The organism is Mixta calida, from assembly GCF_002953215.1.
Classification (GTDB): Bacteria; Pseudomonadota; Gammaproteobacteria; order Enterobacterales; family Enterobacteriaceae; genus Mixta; species Mixta calida.
The window spans coordinates 1,079,781-1,098,604 of sequence record NZ_CP026378.1; the positions used below are offsets into that span (position 1 = coordinate 1,079,781).

Genomic DNA, 18,824 nt, shown 5'->3' on the forward strand with positions numbered 1-18,824 from the left:
GCTATGTTGTTGAAAGCCGCTCAGGCGCGTTTTCGCTATTGCCTGATGATCGATCGCGAGATCAAACAGGCTTCGGCAGGTCAGCTGAAGGCCGTGCAGGATAAACTTAATCAGCAGATGACCGGCTCGGTCGGCATATTTAATTTTGCCCTGCCGCTGGTGCTCAGCGCTTTTTTGATGATGCTGAGCTTTGCCATGATGCAGTTCTCCTTATGGCAGGCAGTAACGCAACTGCTGGGGCTGCCGCGCACCATGACGATGGTGCTGCTGGTCATTGGTTCGCTGCTGTGCGGCGCGCTCTATGTGATGCCGGTCTTTCTTATGGCGAAAGGGCGCATGGTTGGACTTAGTCTGCATCTGCTGCTGGCCCGTGCGACCCTGGCGGGCGCTGTGATTTATCTGCTGTGCGCGCTGGTCGGCGGAGTAAGCGCAGGGGGAAGCCTGATTTGCCCACTGCTGGCGCTGGCTTTTATTGGCCTCAGCTTTTGGCTGATTCGCACCGAACGCTTTTACTTCTCGCTGCTGTTCGCGCTGTTTTGCCGCGCCCTGCGAAAAGCGCAAACGGCCCGCCTGACGCACCGCAAATAAACCGGCCCTGCGGCCGGTTTTCTGCATCACTTTTTCCCGTACTTTGCCTCCAGCGTGGCGAACCAGGGGGCGACAAAATCATTGCTTTCGCCCCAGCCGGGAAGAATTTTATTCAGCGTCGCCACGTTTACCGCGCTCTGCTGGCCGTTTAGCGCCGCCTGGTCAATCGCTGAGGCTTTAAACTGATAGCTGGCGGGCGTGGGTTCGCCAGCGATCTTCTGCGCCAGCAGACGCATATTCACCGCGCCGATCAGCTTGCTGTCTACCGCCACCGTCTGTTTCCACGGGCTGCCTGGCTGACGCATCAGCTGTAAATCCTGATTGGAAACGTCGATGCTGTAGAGCTTAATTTCGGTACGGCCATTCTCCTGTAGCGCTTTGTAAGCGCCCTGGCTGAAGGCGTCCCACGCGCCCCAGATGGCATCGATCTGGCCTTTCGGATATTTCGCCAGTATCGCGCCGATCTTATTGGCGGTGTCGCCCTGCACGTCGGAAGAGACGGCGCCGATCGATTCCAGCTGACGAATGCCGGGATTTTCCTTCAGCAGCTTTTCATAAACCACCTGTCGGCGCTCCATCGGCGGAAAGCCCGCTACCCATAGCTTGACGATATTGGCCTTGCCGTTGAAATCTTTGATCAACTGACCCAGCGACAGCGCCGCCAGCGAGGCGTCGTCCTGCGCGCTTACCGTCACGCCGGGAATAGCGGCGTCAACCGGGGTATCGAAAACCGCCACCTTGATGCCAGCGTCGGCGATGCGCTTCACCAGCGCGGTGGCGTAGGGCGCTTTGCCGTGCGACAGCAGAATGCCGTCATATTTCTGGCCGATGGCCTGATTGACGAAATCCTGGAAGCGCGCGTCGTCGCCGTTGCTGAGGAAAGTGCTGACCTTAAAGCCGAGCTTACGTCCCTGCTGAATCGCCCCGGCGACGAACTGGGTCGTGTTGTCGTCGGAGCCGAGGTTGCGGATCACCGCAATGCGGATGGGGCCGTCATGGTCGGCGATGGCCGTCGGCACCGGAGCGGGCGTGGCGGCGAACGTCGGCGCCACGCTCAGCAGGCCGACGGCGATCAAAGAGAGTGCGAAAGATTTCATCATTATTTACCCTGTCAAAAGCGCCTTAGCGGCGCGGGAAGTAGGTCATCGCCAGCGCCAACGCCAGCACCAGCCCTTTAATAATGTCCATGGCGTAATAGGGCACCGACAGCATCACCAGCCCGTTTTGCAGCACGCCGAGGATCACCGCGCCTAACAGTGTGCCGAGCGCGTTGGGTTTGCCCGCGCCCGCCAGCGAGAAGCCGATCCAGGCGGCCGCCACGGCATCCATCAGATAGCCGCCGCCTGCGTTGACCTGCGAAGAGCCGATGCGCGACGCCAGCAGAATGCCGCCCAGCCCGGCCAGCAGCGACGCCAGCACGTAGGCCAGCACGCGGTAGCGCACGGTGCGGATGCCGGAGAGACGCGCCGCTTCGGCGTTGCCGCCCAGCGCGTACATGCGGCGGCCATGTTTGGTCAGCGACAGCGCCAGCTGCGCCGCCAGCGTCACCGCCAGCATAATAATCACGATGGTCGGCACCTGGCCGAGCAGGCCGAATGCGGCGGGGATCGCGCCTTCCGCCATATCGCCGCTCGGCAGCACCATATTCTCGGTAATCGAGCCGCCGTAGCTGTACGTCATCGCCACGCCCTGCACCACAAACAGCGTCGCCAGCGTCGCCAGCATGTCAGGAATGCGCAGCACCACGATCAGCAGGCTGTTAAACAGCCCCACCAGCGTACAGAGCAGCAGTGTCACCACGATCGCCTCAGTCGTGCTGAAGCCGTACCAGACGAACAGCGAAATCACCAGCGCGTTCGCCAGCGAGGCGGTGGAGCCGACCGAGAGGTCGAAGCCGCCCACCGTCAGCGAGATCGACACGCCGACGGCGATCACCGTTACGATGGCGATAGATCGCAGAATGTTGATGATATTGTTCGGGTCGAGAAAGCTGTCTGAGGCGAGGCCGAAGGCGGCGATCAGCAGGATCACCGTCAGCACCATTCCCCACTTATACAAAAATTCAAACAGCTGGTGGCGCAGCGACGGACGCGGCGTCAGGGTCAGATCTTTGCTGCTCACGCAGGGGTTCCTCCGGTGGAATAAAGTAACAGGGTCTCTTCATCAGTGGCGCTGGCCTCCAGCTCGGCGACGATGCGGCCGTCCCACAGCACGCAGATGCGGTCGCACAGGCCAACCAGCTCGGAAAACTCGCCGGAGGCGTAGATAATCGCTTTGCCTTCGCGTGCCAGGCCGTCGATCAGGTTGAACAGGTCGGTTTTGGCTTTGATATCGACGCCTTTGGTCGGCTCATCGAAAATCAGCACCTTCGCGTCGTTACGCAGCCATTTGCCGATGGCGACTTTCTGCTGGTTGCCGCCTGAGAGACGGCGCAACGGCTGCTGCGGCCCGCGCGTGCGGATGCCCAGCCGCGCGATAATCTGCTGCGCCCAGCGCCACGCCTGGCGATGGCCGTAAATGCCCCAGCGGGAGAAGCTGTCGTCGGCGGTGACGCTCAGGTTCATCGCCACCGATTCATCAATAAAGATCCCCTCGCGCCGCCGCTCCTCCGGCACCAGCGCCACTCCGCGCGCGACGGCGTCGTGCGGGCTGCGCGGCCGCCAGGGCGCGCCGTGCAGGCGACCGCTGGCGACGCGGCTGCGGGTGGCGCCGAACAGCGCCTTGCACAGCTCGCTTTTGCCCGCGCCCGCCAGCCCGGCGATGCCTAATACTTCGCCCCGGCGCAGCGTCAGCGCGATATCCTGTAGCAGCCGATCGTCATGCAGCCCGCTGATTTCCAGCACCGTGTCTCCCGGCGGCAGGCTGCGGCGCGGCGGATAGATATCATCCAGCCGGTGCCCCAGCATTTTTTCGACGATCTGCTCTGCGTTCAGCGCCTGCATCGACTCGCTACTCACCAGATGCCCGTCGCGCAGCACCGTCATGCGGTCGCAGATGGTTTTCAGCTCCTGAATGCGGTGAGAGATAAACACCACGCCGATGCCGTTCTGTTGTAAGCGCCGCACCACGCGAAACAGGCGTTCGCTTTCGTGCCGATCGAGCGGCGCGGTCGGCTCGTCGAGGATCAGGAAGCGACAGTGATGGGAGAGGGCGCGCGCCAGCAGAATTTGCTGCTTCTCCGCCAGGGTGCAGCGCTCTACCAGCCGGTTGACCGGCAGCGGCGACTCCAGCTGCGCCAGCAGTTCGCGCGCCTGACGCCGCATCTCACTCCAGCGATAGCGCAGGCCCGGCTCCGACAGCCGATCCAGCATGATGTTCTCCGCCACGCTGAGCTGCGGCACCAGCGCCACGTCCACCTCCTGCTGCACCAGATGAATGCCGAGGCGCTTCGCGTCGCGCGGCGAACGCAGCGTCACCGGCTGGCCGTCGAGCAGGATCTCGCCCTGATAGTCGGCATGCGCGCCAGCCAGCACTGCCATCAGCGTTGATTTTCCCGCGCCGTTGGCGCCGGTCAGCGCATGCACCGAGCCGCCTTCCAGCTGAAAATCCACCTGGCTGAGCGCGGCGAAGCCGCTAAAGGAGAGGGAGATGTGACGCATCTCCAGGCAATTCAACGCGGCCATGTAGGGTCTCCCGAATAAATTAAACAAATGTTTTGCCACATTTTTTAATGGCGGCTACAAACTGGCAACAACCGAAAGCGCATAAGCTAACACGAAACGTTATTAGCCATCCAGACATCCAGACATATCAGGGGAAGCGGCGGTGAATCGCTGAGGCGATAGCGGAATGCGCCAGCGCTGCGGCGAAAAGGGGGTGCTTTATGCTGGGTTGACGCGGGGCGAAATGGGAATAAAAAAAGGCCAGACCGGAGTCTGACCTTTCAGCAAACGAAGCCTGTAGCATGTTAACGCGAATTACTTCGCCGGAATCGCCTTCAGCAGTTCCGTCAGCAGCTGCCAGTAAAGGCCGACGCTGCCGATATGCACCTGCTCATCCGGCGAGTGCGGGCCGGTAATGGTGGGGCCGATAGAGACCATATCCATATCCGGGTAAGGCTTCTTGAACAGGCCGCACTCCAGACCGGCGTGGATCACCTGAATGTTCGGCGTCTTATTGAACAAACGCTGATAGGTTTCACGCACCAGCGCCATGACCGGCGAGCTGGCGTCCGGCTGCCAGCCGGGATAGCTGCCTTTCACCAGGGTTTGCGCGCCAGCCAGCTCGCTCAGCGAAGTCAGCATTTCAACCACATACTCTTTACCGCTGTCGATCAATGAGCGGATCAGGCAGTTGATTTTCGCTTCCTGCTCGCTCATGGTCACCACGCCTACGTTCAGGGAGGTTTCCACCACGCCTTTCGCTACGTCGGAGTTGCGGATCACGCCGTTCGGCGTGCTGTTCAGCAGGGCGATAAAGCGGTCGCGGCTTTCAGCGGTCAGCGCCAGCGCATCGCCTGCAACCGGCTCGGTTTGCAGCGCGATGTTTTTCTCAATCATGCCCAGCTCGTTTTGCAGCGTCGCCAGGTAACCCATCGCCGCAGATTTCAGCGCGTCGATTTTCGCCGTCGGCAGCGCAAAGGTGACGAACGCCTCGCGCGGGATGGCGTTGCGCAGCGTGCCGCCGTTGAAATCAACCAGACGCAGATCGAAATCGCGCGCGTGCGCGGCAAGGAAGCGCGCCAGTAGCTTGTTGGCATTGCCCAGGCCGAGATGGATCTCCGCGCCGGAGTGGCCGCCTTTCAGCCCCTTCAGCGTCAGACGCAGATGCTCATAACCGGCCGGCACCGCTTCGCGCTGCAACGGCAGCGTCGCGGTAAAATCGATGCCGCCGGCGCAGCCCATGTAAATCTCGCCTTCTTCTTCGGAATCGGTGTTGATCAGAATTTCCGACTGCAACCAGTTCGGCTGTAAACCGAACGCGCCGTCCATACCGGTCTCTTCCGTCATGGTCAGCAGCACTTCCAGCGGACCGTGCTGCACGCTGTCATCAGCCAGCACCGCCAGCGCCGAGGCCATACCGATGCCGTTGTCCGCGCCCAGCGTGGTGCCGCGCGCTTTAACCCACTCGCCGTCGATATAAGGCTGAATCGGGTCTTTGGCGAAGTCATGCACGGTGTCGTTATTTTTTTGCGGCACCATATCCAGGTGCGCCTGCAGCGCCACCGGCTTACGGTTTTCCATACCCGGCGTGGCCGGTTTACGGATAAGGATATTGCCGACCTGGTCGCGTTCGCACCAGAAGCCTTTCTCCTGTGACCAGGAGATAATATGTTGCGCCAGCGCTTCTTCATGGAAAGAGGGATGAGGGATGGAGCAGATTTTGGCGAAAATATCCCACAGCGGCTGGGGAGAGAGTTGAGACAATTCAGACACGACAGGTCTCCTGTGTCATCGGCGCGCGGCTGCGCTCCGTTGCAAAATTTTCGGTAATCGATCGCCGTCAGCGAATCTGACGTGATGCAGGGAGAATAACATCCTTTATTGTCCGCTGTGCAGTCAGGCGCGTTAAAATGCGGCAACCGCGCAATCCGGTGCTGGTTTTTAGCGCGTCAGATCCTTATAATGCCGCGCAACCTTTTCCCATTGCACATTTTTTAAGCCAATTCGATTGGCCGGGATTCCTTTTATGAGCGAAAAATACGTCGTCACCTGGGACATGCTGCAGATTCATGCCCGTAAACTGGCTCAGCGCCTGCTTCCTGTCGAACAGTGGAAAGGCATTATTGCGGTTAGCCGCGGTGGCCTGGTACCGGCCGCGCTGCTGGCGCGCGAACTCTCTATCCGCTACGTCGATACGGTCTGCATCTCCAGCTATGACCATGACCATCAGCGCGAAATGAACGTGCTGAAGCGCGCGGAAGGCGACGGCGAAGGCTTTATCGTGATTGACGACCTGGTGGATACCGGCGGCACCGCGCAGGCGATCCGCGAAATGTATCCGAAAGCGCGTTTCGTCACTATCTTCGCTAAGCCGGCCGGCGCGCCGCTGGTGGACGACTACGTGGTGGACATTCCGCAGAACACCTGGATCGAACAGCCGTGGGATATGGGCGTGGCCTTTATTCCGCCGATCGTCAATCGCTGATTGACCTGCATCAAAACAGCGCCCGGTTAAGCCGGGCGTTGTCGTTTCTGCGGGTCGCGCCTCTCTGATCGGTGACGTAAACTCTGGTGTCATCATCGCGCCGTGGGAAAAGGGCTACATCATGTCAGCAAAAAATCTCAGCGAAGAGCTGTTTAAACCCCGCTTCAAACATCCTGAAACTTCCTCGCTGGTGCGCCAGCGCCACCATCTGACCGCGACCCTGCACTCCACGCTGGAGGGCGAAAGCCACACCGGCTGGTATCGTATGCTGAACCGGCTGCTCTGGAGCTGGCGCGGGCTTTCGCCGCTGGAAATCGGCGAGGTACTGGCGCGCATCGCCGCCAGCCGCGCGGAGCGCACCAGCGAGGCGTGGCTGGATACGGTGATCGGCTATCGCGGCGGCAACTGGATTTACGAGTGGAGCAAACAGGCGGCGTTCTGGCAGCAGAAAGCGCAGGAGGCGGGCGATACGCCGGAGGCGGGCCAGCACTGGCTGCATGCGGTGAATCTCTACAGCCTGGCCGCCTGGCCGCACATTAAAGGCGACGAGCTGGCGGAGCAGGCGCAGATCCTGGCCAGCCGCGCCTATGAGGAGGCGACGCTGCGCCTGGACGGGGAGCTGAAAGAACTGACCTTTTCTGTTCAGGGCGGCAGCGCTATCACCGGTTTCCTGCATATGCCGCCTGGCGTCAGCGCGCCTTATCCTACGGTGCTGCTGTGCGGCAGTCTCGACAGTCTGCAAATCGATAACTATCGCCTGTTCCATGATTATCTGGCGCCGCGCGGCATCGCGATGTTGACCATCGATATGCCGTCGGTCGGCTTTTCCTCTAAATGGAAGCTGACGCAGGACACCAGCTTCCTGCATCAGCAGGTGCTGCGCGGGCTGGACACGGTGCCGTGGGTCGATCATACGCGCGTGGCGGCGCTGGGCTATCGCTTCGGCGCGAACGTAGCGGTGCGGCTGGCCTTTCTGGAGGCGCAGCGGCTGCGCGGCGTCGCCACGCTGGGGCCGATCGTGCATGCGCTGCTGGCGAATCCCGCTCAGCAGACGCATGTGCCCGATATGTATATCGACGTGCTGGCCAGTCGTCTCGGCATGGCGCACGCCACCGATGAGACGCTCAGCGCCGAGCTGAACCGCTATTCGCTGAAAACCCAGGGGCTGCTGGGCCGCCGTACGCCGACGCCGATGTTGGCGGGCTACTGGCAGAACGATCCCTGGAGCCCGGAAGAGGATGCGCGGCTGATCGTCAACTCCTCGGCCAGCGGCAAGCTGCTGCCAATCGGCTTCTCGCCGGTGCTGAATAACTTCGATCGCGCCTTGCAAACGACCTGCGACTGGCTGCTGCAACAGTTGAAGTGATAAGTTGCTATTTCGCCTCAGTTTGCTAAAACTGTTAGCTCATTTAAGGAGGTGTAAACCATGACGTTACCGAATGGACATCCCAGAAGCCGGTTAATTAAACGTTTTACCGCGCTGGGCCCCTATATCCGCGAGAACAAATGCGAAGATGGGCGTTTCTTTTTCGACTGCCTGGCCGTTTGCGTTAATGTTAAGCCTGCACCGGAAAATCGTGAATTTTGGGGATGGTGGCTGGAGTTGGACGCACAATCCGACCACTTTACCTATCAGTACTACTTTGGTCTGCACGATAAGGATGGCGAATGGAAGCCATGCGCAATCAAAGGCAAAGAGAACGAAGAAAAGCTGGAAGAGACGCTGCGTAATTTCCATGAACGACTGAAAGCTACCCTGGCCGAGCTGGAGCTGGGACTGCGACCGGCGGAAGGCGCCAGCGAGCAGCCGGTGAAACTCACCGCCTGATCGCGCGACGAACAGAAAAGGGCAGGCGAATCGCCTGCCCTTTTTTTATCCTGCAAGATGGCGAGCGACCAGCGTCCTGTTGCAGCAATCCGGGTGGATTCAGGCCGCTGACCGCGCGCCGCCGCGCATCAGAACTGGTAGGTCATGCCGATCGCCACGATATCGTCGGTGTTGCGGTTCAGCGTGTTGTTGTCATCCAGCAGGTTGATTTTATAATCAACGAAGGCTGACATGTTTTTGTTGAAGTAGTAAGTCGCACCGACGTCAGCAAACTTGTAGTAATCCGCATCGCCCACGCCGCCTTCGATATCTTTTACTTTAGTCTGCACGTAGGCCAGAGAAGGACGCAGGCCGAAATCAAACTGATACTGCGCCACCAGCTCGAGGTTTTGCAGCTTGTTGGCGTAGCCGCTGACGCTGACATCTTCACCGCCAACCTGTGCGGTGCCGCTGATCGGGTTCATATTGCGCGTTTCCGCCCAGGTGGCCGCCAGGTAGACGCCGTTATCGTCATACTTCAGGCCGGTCGCCCAGGCTTCCGCTTTCTCGCCGCCGCCGAAGTCGCTGTTCTTCTGATCCAGCGTACGGTTGGAGGAGGAGACCGCGCCTTTGATGCTCAGGCCGTCGATGATTTTATAAGAAAGAGAGGCCGCCATGCCGTCGCCGTTAGAGACGCCGTCGCTGCGCGTAGAGCTTTCGTTTTTCCCCTGATATTGCAGAGCGAAGTCCAGGCCTTCCACCAGACCGAAGAAGTTGGTGTTGCGGTAGGTGGCGACGCCGTTGGTGCGGGTCAGCATGTAGACATCGGCGGAAGTATAGGCGGTGGCGCCGAACTCCGGCATCATATCGGTGATCGCTTCCACGTCGTAAATCAGACCGTAGTTGCGGCCGTAATCGAATGAGCCGTAGCCGCCCGCTTTAATACCGGCGAAGCCCAGACGGGTTTTGTTGCCGACGTTGGAGTCGCTTTCCGGGTTGTTGAGGTTGTACTGATATTCCCACTGGCCATAGCCGGTCAGCAGTTCGTTAATCTGGGTCTGGCCTTTGAAGCCGATACGCACGTAGGACTTGTCAGCGTTGTTGCTGGCGTTGGTTTCCGCATCGCTGATGTAGCGCATTGCTTTCAGTTTGCCGTAGAAATCCAGCTTGTTGCCGTCTTTGTTGTACACTTCGGCGGCCTGGGCGGCGGAGCTCAGAGCCAGTGCGGAGATCAGCAGTGCCAGTGCGTTCTTTTTCATTTGTTATCTATCCCGATGAGTAAAAAAATAAAAAGTTTTGAGACTTCTTGTAAAAAACAGGAACGTTTTTACCGGGATTGTGTGAATGTTTTATGAAGCTTTTCCGCTTTTCTTGTGAAGGGCGAACTTTTGGTCTACACCGCTGTCGGCAATTTTCCACGCTTTTCCTGCGCTGACGGTTGGCTTCCATCCTGACTCCTGATAAAACGTCCCTTCAAAGACATTTTTACTACGGCAGGAAAACATGAGCGGCAGTCAGACCCTGGTGGTCAAACTGGGGACCAGCGTGCTGACCGGCGGATCGCGTCGGTTAAATCGGGCACATATTGTGGAGTTAGTTCGTCAGTGCGCGCAGCTGCACGCGGCGGGCCATCGAATTGTGATCGTGACCTCCGGCGCCATGGCCGCCGGACGTGAACACCTGGGCTACCCGGAACTGCCGCCTACCATCGCCTCAAAGCAGCTGCTGGCTGCGGTGGGGCAGAGCCGTTTGATCCAACTGTGGGAACAGCTGTTCTCCATCTACGGCATCAATATCGGGCAGATGCTGCTGACGCGCGCGGATATGGAAGATCGCGAACGCTTCCTGAACGCGCGCGATACGCTGCGCGCGCTGCTGGATAACAATATCGTGCCGGTGATCAACGAGAACGACGCGGTGGCGACGGCGGAGATCAAAGTCGGCGACAATGATAATTTATCGGCGCTGGCGGCGATCCTGGCGGGCGCCGATAAGCTGCTGCTGCTGACCGATCAGCAAGGGCTGTTTACCGCCGATCCGCGCAGCAATCCGCAGGCGGAGCTGATCAGCGACGTTCACGCCATCGATGACGCGCTGCGCACCATCGCCGGCGACAGCGTCTCCGGGCTGGGCACCGGCGGCATGAGCACCAAGCTCCAGGCGGCGGACGTCGCCTGCCGCGCCGGCATCGATGTGATTATCGCCGCGGGCAGCCGTCCGGGCGTGATTGGCGACGTGACGGAGGGCAAGCCGGTCGGCACCCGTTTCCATGCGCAGCAGTCGCCGCTGGAGATGCGCAAGCGCTGGATTTTCGGCGCGCCGCCTGCGGGCGAGATCGTGATCGACGACGGCGCGCTGTCGGCGGTGCTGGAGCGCGGCAGTTCGCTGCTGCCAAAGGGCATTCGCGAGGTAAGCGGCAACTTCTCCCGTGGCGAAGTGATCCGCATTCGCAGCCTGCTGGGCCGCGATATCGCCCACGGCGTGTCACGTTATAACAGCGATGCGCTGCGCATGATTGCCGGTCATCACAGCCAGGAAATCAGTGATATCCTGGGATATGAATATGGTCCGGTTGCGATGCACCGTGACGACATGATTGTCAGCTAAGGGGGCATGAATGCTGGAAGAAATGGGCAAGGCGGCCAAAGCGGCCTCATATCAGCTCGCCACGCTGACCACCGCGGAGAAAAACCGCGTTCTGATGACCATCGCCGACCAGCTGGAAGCGCAGAGCGCGGCTATCCTCGCGGCCAATGAGCAGGATCTGGCAGATGCGCGCGGTAACGGCCTGAGCGAGGCGCTGCTGGACCGTCTGATGCTGAACCCGGCGCGCCTGAAGGGCATCGCCGATGATGTGCGCCAGGTATGCCGCCTGGCCGATCCGGTCGGCCAACTGATCGACGGTGGCCAGCTGGACAGCGGGCTGCGTATTGAACGCCGCCGCGTGCCGCTGGGCGTGGTCGGCGTTATTTATGAAGCGCGCCCCAACGTGACGGTGGACGTGGCGTCGCTCTGCCTGAAAACCGGCAACGCCGTGATTCTGCGCGGCGGTAAAGAGACATACCGCACCAACGGCGCCACGGTGCGCGTGATTCAGTCCGCGCTGGCGCAGCACGGCCTGCCCGCTGGCGCGGTGCAGGCGATTGAAAGCCCGGATCGCGAGCTGGTGAACCAGCTGCTGAAGCTGGATCGCTATGTGGATATGCTGATTCCGCGCGGCGGGGCGGGGCTGCACAAGCTGTGCCGCGAGCAGTCGACCATTCCGGTGATCACCGGCGGCATCGGCGTTTGCCATATCTATATCGACGCCGACTTTGAGCCGGAAGCGGCGCTGAACGTCATCGTCAACGCGAAAAAACAGCGTCCCAGCGCCTGCAACTCGGTCGAGACGCTGCTGATCAACGCCGCCGTCGCCGACGCTTTTCTGCCGGCGCTGAGTCAGCGTATGGCGCAGGAGGGCGTTAAGCTGCACGCAGACGAACGCTCCCTGCCGCTGTTGCAGCAGGGGCCAGCCGAGGTGGAAGCGGTGAAGGCGGAGCAGTATGACGACGAATGGCTGTCGCTCGATTTGAACGTGCGCGTCGTCGCCGATATGGATGAGGCGATTGCGCATATCCGCGAGCATGGCACCCAGCATTCCGACGCGATTCTGACGCGCGACACGCGCGCCGCCGATCGGTTTGTCCGACAGGTGGATTCCTCGGCGGTCTATGTCAACGCCAGCACCCGCTTCACCGACGGCGGCCAGTTCGGTCTGGGCGCGGAAGTGGCGGTCAGCACACAGAAGCTGCACGCGCGCGGCCCGATGGGGCTGGAGGCGCTCACAACCTATAAGTGGATTGGCTACGGCGACGATACCATCCGGGCGTAACGGGCAGGACAACGGCTTGTGGTTGGCTAAGTGTGTAGCGGAGCGGCTGTAGCGCTGGCTTGTTCTCAGATGAAAAACCGCCCGCTGGCGACAAAAGCAGCATCCGATGCGGCGCCTCTTGACTCAGGCGCCGCTTTTTTTTAACGTTACAGCCCGTAGCATCCCTTCCCAAAGCCGGTATAGCTCAGTTGGTAGAGCAGCGCATTCGTAATGCGAAGGTCGTAGGTTCGACTCCTATTACCGGCACCAGTTAAATCAAGCACTTATCGGCCATTTATATAAATCACGTTTTCCTCTTGTGCCATATTTGTGCCATGACGGTTCAGAATGGTGCCGATTTTGCTCGCGTGTTCACTCAAGTGGCTGGCTGAGAGATGAGCGTATCTCTGAACTATTTCCAGCGTTTCCCCATCCTCCTGTGGACCGGCCCGGACGTTTCTGCTGTCTTCTGCGGCTTCATGATGCTGTTTTCCAGGCTCTGCAGCGTGGTAAAGTCTTATTACCAGAGGCCAGAACGTATAGGTAAATACAGAGGGAAAGACAGTATGAAAGATATCCCTAATCTTTATAAAAAAATCGTTACAGGACAAGAGAAATGACCGTAATGAAAAAATACCTGGTAGTAACTTCTGTTTTTTTATTGGCCGGTTGTCCTGGGCCTGGCGATCGTATGGTGTCCCGAACACCTACTACAACGATAATAAAAGATAATCACGTTTGCATTCTGTCTCCTTTAAGTCCCGGCGAGCAGGTGACTGCTGTTCAAATTTATAGTGATAAAGGTCGTGAGCTTATCAAGACTTTTGATGACAATCCGCTTTATATTCAAAAGGGTGACTGTTTGCCGGTTTTTGGCTATCAGTTTATTGCTGAAGAGAAATATTCAATTGCATATGATATTAAAACATTAAAATCAAAACATTATTTGATTACCGCCACGTTCTCCATAGCAAAAACGGGTATGGTTATGAATGGAAATAATAAGCAGAAAGATAGTTTGTAATGATTATCAGGCTTCATTGATTTATGTCAATACACCGTATTGCTGGAAGGTTTGAAAGTCACTGGCGTTAATTGTTAGGTGCCTGATAATAAGTTGGCTGGCAATGATAACATGGACCATATTGAAAGTATCAGCATCCAATACGAGAAAATCACCTGGCGTATTGCATGACGATATCCAGTATACAGACGCCTGGAACGAGCGCTCAACAGTACACTATTCAAGTAAAGACCAGTGTGTCCCTTTGTTGTCAGTCAACGCTTAAATCCAAAAACTAATTACTTCAGTAGCGTCCTTAGAAAGCAGAGTGTCGGCATTATAACAAGCATCAATTCTGAATTTTAAAAAATGAAAGAAGCGTGGCATCTTCTTTCATTTTTCCTGAAATTTTTATACACCAGTAACTTTTTCCGTTGGCATCCTGAACGTTAATCCCAACGTTTTCATCCCGCATAATACGCTTACACGTAGACTAGCCGTCGTTCCCTGTGAACTTTCTTCTTATACACTACGCCGATTTAAACAGATGTTAGCAGCGAAAATCAGCGGCGCCGTACATGGGGGGCGACTATCTTCTTTTTAAGGCTAACTCTCCAGTGTAAAATAAAACAAACTATCACGAATGCGATAAGAGATATTATAATAACTAAGTTAACCATCACTTTTTACCTCCCTGTTAAAGTTGCGTTGTTGGCCTCCTTAAATAGCATTGAAGGGTAAAAATAAAAATTAACTTTCATTTAAATACTATAAATATTAACGATAATCACCGGATGTTTCCAAGTTACGCGATAGCCAGTTGGTTTTACAGAGGGTTCTTTTGTCGTTTCCAACTTATAGCGTCCAGCTTCTCTTTATCCTGAGCACATTTCTCGCCGCTTACTTCACGCTAACCCATCAAAAATCCGCTAAATTAAACAGCAACGCGTTTTATCCTCTGCTAACCAAAGGTCGGGATGTTTTATGAGTACAGATCTGGACACGCTCTACCACGCAACGAATGAAAAAACCGTCTCCCTTTGGCAGCAGGAGAACGGCGTCGGTGAGGTGATGGGGGGAGGATATTATCATCCGCGGAAGCTGGCGCTGGCCGCTGGACTTCGGCCGACAGTGCCTGCCGCCGTACATACGCTCTTCGATGAGGTTCGGCAGTTGAGCGCAGAAGATACGCTGGCAGACGTACTGCCGACAGAGGCGTTTCATTTTACATTTTTGCCTATTACGCCGCCTCTGTATGAGGAAGGGGAAGCGCTGCCTGATAAAATCGCACAGCTGTTGAGCCTGTGGCAAAACTATCAGGGAAAGAGTGTGACGATAAAGGCGTTGCGGCTTGTCGCTTTGCCGGGACAGCTTTTGCTGGCGGGCATCCCTGATGAGCAGGCGATAATGTCACGTCAGCGATTTTGCGAAGCGGTGTTAGCCTCGTCCTGGAGAGAAGAACTGCTTGCCCGTCATGAGAAAACGCCGCTGCCAGCGCCGTTCTGGCACAGCACGCTGCTGCGCTATCGGGCGCAGCGTCTGCCGGCGCGGCTACAGCGCTATTTTCTTCATGCTCAGCATCGTCGCTATGGCGACGTATCGGGAGAGCTCAAGCTGGCGCAGGTTAACTACAACTGGACAAGGTGCGATGTGATTTAACGCGCCGCAACGGAGCGGGCTGCTTATCTGGCAGCCCGCCTTATACAACCGAATCATGCCGCCAGCGTATCCAACGTCTTCAGCATCTCTTCTGGCAACGTCAGTTCCGCCGCCCTGATATTTTCATTGAAATGTGCGACTGATGAGGTGCCCGGAATTAACAGGATATTCGGCGAACGCTTAAGCAGCCACGCGAGCGCGACCTGCATCGGCGTTGCGCCAAGCTGCTGCGCAATGTTTTGCAGGGTAGCGGACTGAATGGGCGAGAATCCCCCTAGCGGGAAAAACGGCACGTAAGCGATGCCCTGCGCCGCAAGCTCATTAATCAGGCTGTCATCCTGACGCTGAACGATGTTATACATATTCTGTACGCAGCTGACAGGTACGATCCGCTGCGCCTCGGCTATCTGCGCACGGGTTACGTTGCTCAGGCCGATATGTTTAATCAGTCCCTGTTCCCGTAGCTGCGCCAGCGTGGTCAGCGGCGCTTCAATCGAGCCTTCAGCCGGGCCATCCACCTTAAACATCGCCCGCAGGTTCACCACCTCCAGCACATCCAGCCGCAGGTTGCGCAGGTTATCGTGCACCGCCTGGGTCACTTCTTTCGGTGACAGGGCGGGTCGCCAGGAGGCGTCATCGCCGCGCAGCGCACCGACCTTAGTGACGATCGTCAGGTCGTCGTCGTAAGGCGATAGCGCCTCACCGATCAATTGATTGGTGATGTGCGGGCCGTAAAAATCACTGGTGTCGATATGATTAACGCCCGCTTCCACGGCGGCGCGCAAGACGGCCAGAGCGGCCTGTTTATCCTTCGGCGGCCCGAATACGCCGGGACCGGCCAGCTGCATGGCGCCATAGCCGAGCCGTTTTACCGTACGATCGCCGAGTCTGTAGCTGCCGCTGCTGTCAATGATGCCCATTATTGCCTTCTTGATTTCATCAGGTTCAGGAAGTATCAGTATATGAAGCCTCCCTTACTTTAAGAATTCGCATTTGATGAAGACGCCTCCCGTCCCGCTCAACGCCCGTAAAACGCCAGCTCAGGCGCGCGCCATCGCCACCGTCGACGCGCTGCATACGGCAACCATTCAGGTTTTAGCCCGTGAAGGATTAAGCCGCTGCACCACCACGCGCGTCGCCCAGCGCGCCGGTATGTCGGTGGGAAGCCTTTACCAATATTATCCAAACCGCGACGCGCTGCTGGCGGGCGTGCTTGAACAACATCTTCATGGCGTGGCCAGCGCGATTGAAGAGGCTTGTCTGCTTGCGCGCGGCAAACCTGTCGCTGAGATGGCCTCGTTACTGGTGAACGCCTTCCTCGCAGCGAAGCTGACCAACCCGCAAGAGTCTAAGGCGCTCTACAGCATCGCCGCAGAGCGGGACGGCGCAAGGATCGTCGCGGCGATCTATCAGCGTATGGTGGAGGCTGTCGCAGCGATGCTGAGCAGTTCGCCGGACGCGCAGTGCGCCGACTGTCAGCTCACCGCTCATATGGCGCTGGGGATGATTACCGGTCCGGTAAAAGCGTTTCTTGAAGGACTGATCCCGCAGGCGTACGCGGAACGTTTTCCTGAGCATCTTTCTTCAGTGCTGACAGCGTGTTTTAACAGCGAGGTGCGTTAAAAACGCGCCGCGTCAGGCAATAAAAAAATCCCCGCCGGCATCGCCAACGGGGATTTTTAGCAGATAATCCGCGCTTACGGTCGTCTGAACAGGGCCAGGCTGCGGCCTTCCAGCTCGAAATCCATCTCTTTGGTAATCACCATGCCGCGCTTCGCGCTGTCGGATGTCGTCAGCTCCAGCACCCAGCCGCCTTCGCCGAACTGCGGAATCTGGAACGGCACGTTGCCTTCAAACGGGTTGAACAGCATCAGCACATCGTGCCAGATGCCTTCTTCCGGCTGCAGGTCGGCGCGACCAATATAGACGCCAAGCGTCGAGCCTTCGTCCCACTGTTCCGGCTGCTGGAAGCCGCCGCCAGCGTTGAACCACTTGATATCCATGCCGTCGCGCCAGCTTTCACGGCGTAGCAGCGGCTGCTCCGCCCGCAGCTTGATTACCCGACGGGTGAACTCGCGCAGCGCCTCGCAGGTCTCCGGCAGATCGTCCCAGTGAACCCACGAGATCTCACTGTCCTGACAGTAGCCGTTATTGTTGCCCATCTGGCTGCGGCCAAACTCGTCGCCCGCCAACAGCATCGGCGTGCCGTGGGAGAAGAACAGCGTAGCGAGGAAGTTACGCTTCTGGCGGTCACGCTCCGCGTTGATGCCTTCATCCTCGGTCGGGCCTTCGGCGCCGTAGTTATAAGAACGGTTATCGTTATGGCCGTCGTTATTGTCCTCGCCGTTCTCCTCGTTGTGCTTCTCGTTGTAGGAGACCAGATCGTTCAGCGTAAAGCCGTCATGCGCGGTGATAAAGTTAACGCTCGCCCACGGACGGCGCCCGCGCTGATCGTAAAGGTCGCCGGAACCAAGCAGGCGTGCGGCAAAGTCGGTGGAAACGTTGTCGCCTTTCCAGTATTCGCGCACCGTATCGCGGTATTTATCGTTCCACTCCGCCCAGCCCGGCGGGAAGCCGCCGACCTGATAACCGCCGGGGCCGATATCCCAGGGTTCGCCGATCAGCTTCACTTTAGAAAGCACCGGGTCCTGCGTTACCGCGTCGAAGAAGCCGCCGCGCTGGTCGAAGCCTTCCGGCTCGCGGCCAAGAATGGTGCCGAGATCGAAACGGAAACCGTCGATATGCATCGACTCCGCCCAGTAGCGCAGCGAATCCATTACCATCTGCAATACACGCGGATGCGAGGTATTCACAGTGTTGCCGGTGCCGGTATCGTTGATGTAATAACGATGCTGGTCAGGCAGAGTGCGGTAATAGGAGAAGTTATCGATGCCCTTGAACGACAGCGTCGGGCCGAGTTCATTGCCTTCCGCCGTATGGTTATAGACCACGTCGAGGATGACCTCGATGCCGGCGTCGTGGAACGAGCGCACCATATCGCGGAAGCCCTGAATGCCTTTCGGGCCGTAGTAGCGCGACGCGGGGGCGAAGAAGCCCAGCGAGTTGTAGCCCCAGAAATTTTTCAGCCCCTTGTCGAGCAGATGCTGATCGTCCGGGAACCAGTGAACCGGCAGCAGCTCGACCGACGTAATGCCGAGGCTCTTGATATAGTCCACGGACGCCTTGTGGCCCATACCTTCAAAGTTGCCGCGCAGCTCCGGCGGCAGGGCGGAGTTAAGCTGGGTAAAACCTTTGACGTGCGTCTCGTAGATCACCGATTTCGGCCAGGCGATAGAGGGGCGATTATTATCCTGCCAGTCGAACTCGTTAGGATCGATCACCCGACACTTCGGCGTAAACGGGGCGCTGTCGCGCGTATCGAAAGTCAGATCTTTATCTTCGTGCAGCAGGTCGTAGGCGAAGTGGGCTTCATTCCACTCAATATCGCCGACCAGCTCGCGCGCATAAGGATCGATCAGCAGCTTATTAGGGTTAAAGCGATGACCGTTTTCAGGATCGTAGGGGCCATGGACGCGGTATCCGTAGAGCGCGCCAGGCTTCAGCCCAGGCACATAGCCGTGCCACACTTCATGCGTATATTCCGGCAGATCCAGCCTGGCGATTTCGTTTTTGCCGCTCGGATCGTAGAGACAAAGCTCCACGCGCTCCGCATGCGCCGAGAAGATCGCAAAGTTGACGCCGTCGCCATCAAAGTTGGCGCCGAGAAGATGACTATACCCTGCTGTTATTTCAAAAGGCTTACCGTTTGACATGCATTCTTCTCCATCGAATGAACATTTTGCCTGTAACAGCGTTTAACGCTTACTGAT

The 18,824-nt window shown here is 57.9% G+C and carries 16 protein-coding genes, 1 tRNA gene and 2 pseudogenes; 11 read left to right on the plus strand and 8 right to left on the minus strand.

Translation table 11 applies throughout. The annotated features are described in order from the left end of the window. The first annotated feature begins 3 nt into the window (after positions 1-3). The gene (locus tag C2E16_RS05045; RefSeq protein WP_084971006.1) at positions 4-588 is read left to right on the plus strand and encodes a hypothetical protein; all 585 of its coding nucleotides are present in this window, start codon (positions 4-6) and stop codon (positions 586-588) included. 26 nt (positions 589-614) lie between these two features. Here the strand turns inward: C2E16_RS05045 and C2E16_RS05050 are convergent, their stop codons facing one another. The 4 genes from C2E16_RS05050 to pepD form a co-directional block, all read right to left on the minus strand. Continuing rightward, positions 615-1,685, minus strand: coding sequence for a sugar ABC transporter substrate-binding protein (locus C2E16_RS05050; protein WP_084971012.1), 1,071 nt, complete (start codon positions 1,683-1,685; stop codon positions 615-617). 25 nt (positions 1,686-1,710) lie between these two features. Next, positions 1,711-2,709, minus strand: a complete 999-nt coding sequence (locus C2E16_RS05055) for an ABC transporter permease (protein WP_084971008.1) — start codon at positions 2,707-2,709, stop codon at positions 1,711-1,713. Beyond that, positions 2,706-4,211, minus strand: coding sequence for a sugar ABC transporter ATP-binding protein (locus C2E16_RS05060; protein ID WP_104951434.1), 1,506 nt, complete (start codon positions 4,209-4,211; stop codon positions 2,706-2,708). Before C2E16_RS05060 ends, C2E16_RS05055 begins: the two co-directional genes overlap by 4 nt. 294 nt (positions 4,212-4,505) lie before the next feature. Next, positions 4,506-5,963, minus strand: coding sequence for a beta-Ala-His dipeptidase (gene pepD / locus C2E16_RS05065; protein WP_038627897.1), 1,458 nt, complete (start codon positions 5,961-5,963; stop codon positions 4,506-4,508). Between the two features lie 253 nt (positions 5,964-6,216). Here pepD and gpt point away from each other — a divergent pair, with 253 nt between their 5' ends. The 3 genes from gpt to crl all read left to right on the plus strand — a co-directional run bounded on the left by gpt (position 6,217) and on the right by crl (position 8,503). Then, positions 6,217-6,675, plus strand: a complete 459-nt coding sequence (gene gpt, locus C2E16_RS05070) for a xanthine phosphoribosyltransferase (protein ID WP_038627895.1) — start codon at positions 6,217-6,219, stop codon at positions 6,673-6,675. Positions 6,676-6,796: 121 nt separating this feature from the next. Then, positions 6,797-8,041 carry an esterase FrsA gene (frsA, locus tag C2E16_RS05075; RefSeq protein WP_038627893.1) on the plus strand — a complete coding sequence of 415 codons (1,245 nt, stop codon included), beginning with the start codon at positions 6,797-6,799 and terminating at the stop codon, positions 8,039-8,041. A gap of 60 nt (positions 8,042-8,101) precedes the next feature. Then, positions 8,102-8,503: a sigma factor-binding protein Crl gene (gene crl / locus C2E16_RS05080; RefSeq protein WP_038627892.1), complete on the plus strand. Its 402-nt coding sequence runs from the start codon at positions 8,102-8,104 to the stop codon at positions 8,501-8,503. A 128-nt stretch (positions 8,504-8,631) separates the two neighbouring features. On the opposite strand, the gene C2E16_RS05085 is transcribed toward crl, so the two are convergent. Next, positions 8,632-9,741 carry a porin gene (locus tag C2E16_RS05085; protein ID WP_084970297.1) on the minus strand — a complete coding sequence of 370 codons (1,110 nt, stop codon included), beginning with the start codon at positions 9,739-9,741 and terminating at the stop codon, positions 8,632-8,634. Between the two features lie 244 nt (positions 9,742-9,985). Here C2E16_RS05085 and proB point away from each other — a divergent pair, with 244 nt between their 5' ends. The 3 genes from proB (at position 9,986) to C2E16_RS05100 (ending at position 12,602) form a co-directional block, all read left to right on the plus strand. Further along, positions 9,986-11,089 (plus strand): glutamate 5-kinase, encoded by a 1,104-nt coding sequence (gene proB, locus C2E16_RS05090; RefSeq protein ID WP_084970298.1) that lies wholly within the window; start codon positions 9,986-9,988, stop codon positions 11,087-11,089. 10 nt (positions 11,090-11,099) lie between these two features. Continuing rightward, positions 11,100-12,353 carry a glutamate-5-semialdehyde dehydrogenase gene (proA, locus tag C2E16_RS05095; protein WP_084970299.1) on the plus strand — a complete coding sequence of 418 codons (1,254 nt, stop codon included), beginning with the start codon at positions 11,100-11,102 and terminating at the stop codon, positions 12,351-12,353. A 173-nt stretch (positions 12,354-12,526) separates the two neighbouring features. Further along, a tRNA-Thr gene (locus C2E16_RS05100) sits at positions 12,527-12,602 on the plus strand. A 14-nt stretch (positions 12,603-12,616) separates the two neighbouring features. On the opposite strand, the pseudogene C2E16_RS21070 reads toward C2E16_RS05100, so the two are convergent. Continuing rightward, a pseudogene (locus C2E16_RS21070) lies at positions 12,617-12,779 on the minus strand (integrase); the annotation flags it as partial. Between the two features lie 169 nt (positions 12,780-12,948). On the opposite strand from C2E16_RS21070, the gene C2E16_RS05110 reads away from it, so the two are divergent. The 3 genes and pseudogenes from C2E16_RS05110 to C2E16_RS05115 all read left to right on the plus strand — a co-directional run bounded on the left by C2E16_RS05110 (position 12,949) and on the right by C2E16_RS05115 (position 14,994). After that, positions 12,949-13,356, plus strand: a complete 408-nt coding sequence (locus C2E16_RS05110; protein WP_244555284.1) for a putative T6SS immunity periplasmic lipoprotein — start codon at positions 12,949-12,951, stop codon at positions 13,354-13,356. Between the two features lie 18 nt (positions 13,357-13,374). Next, positions 13,375-13,621, plus strand: a pseudogene (locus tag C2E16_RS21355) (hypothetical protein); the annotation flags it as partial. A gap of 698 nt (positions 13,622-14,319) precedes the next feature. Beyond that, complete coding sequence (locus C2E16_RS05115) at positions 14,320-14,994, plus strand: hypothetical protein (RefSeq protein WP_084970301.1); 675 nt, start codon at positions 14,320-14,322, stop codon at positions 14,992-14,994. A gap of 53 nt (positions 14,995-15,047) precedes the next feature. Here the strand turns inward: C2E16_RS05115 and C2E16_RS05120 are convergent, their stop codons facing one another. Beyond that, the gene (locus tag C2E16_RS05120; protein ID WP_084970302.1) at positions 15,048-15,914 is read right to left on the minus strand and encodes an aldo/keto reductase family oxidoreductase; all 867 of its coding nucleotides are present in this window, start codon (positions 15,912-15,914) and stop codon (positions 15,048-15,050) included. Positions 15,915-15,990: 76 nt separating this feature from the next. Between C2E16_RS05120 and C2E16_RS05125 the strand changes: the two genes are divergently transcribed. Next, positions 15,991-16,617 (plus strand): TetR/AcrR family transcriptional regulator, encoded by a 627-nt coding sequence (locus C2E16_RS05125; RefSeq protein WP_084970303.1) that lies wholly within the window; start codon positions 15,991-15,993, stop codon positions 16,615-16,617. 74 nt (positions 16,618-16,691) lie between these two features. Here C2E16_RS05125 and glgX read toward each other — a convergent pair whose 3' ends face one another. Then, positions 16,692-18,767, minus strand: coding sequence for a glycogen debranching protein GlgX (glgX, locus tag C2E16_RS05130; RefSeq protein ID WP_084970304.1), 2,076 nt, complete (start codon positions 18,765-18,767; stop codon positions 16,692-16,694). Between the last annotated feature and the right edge of the window lie 57 nt (positions 18,768-18,824).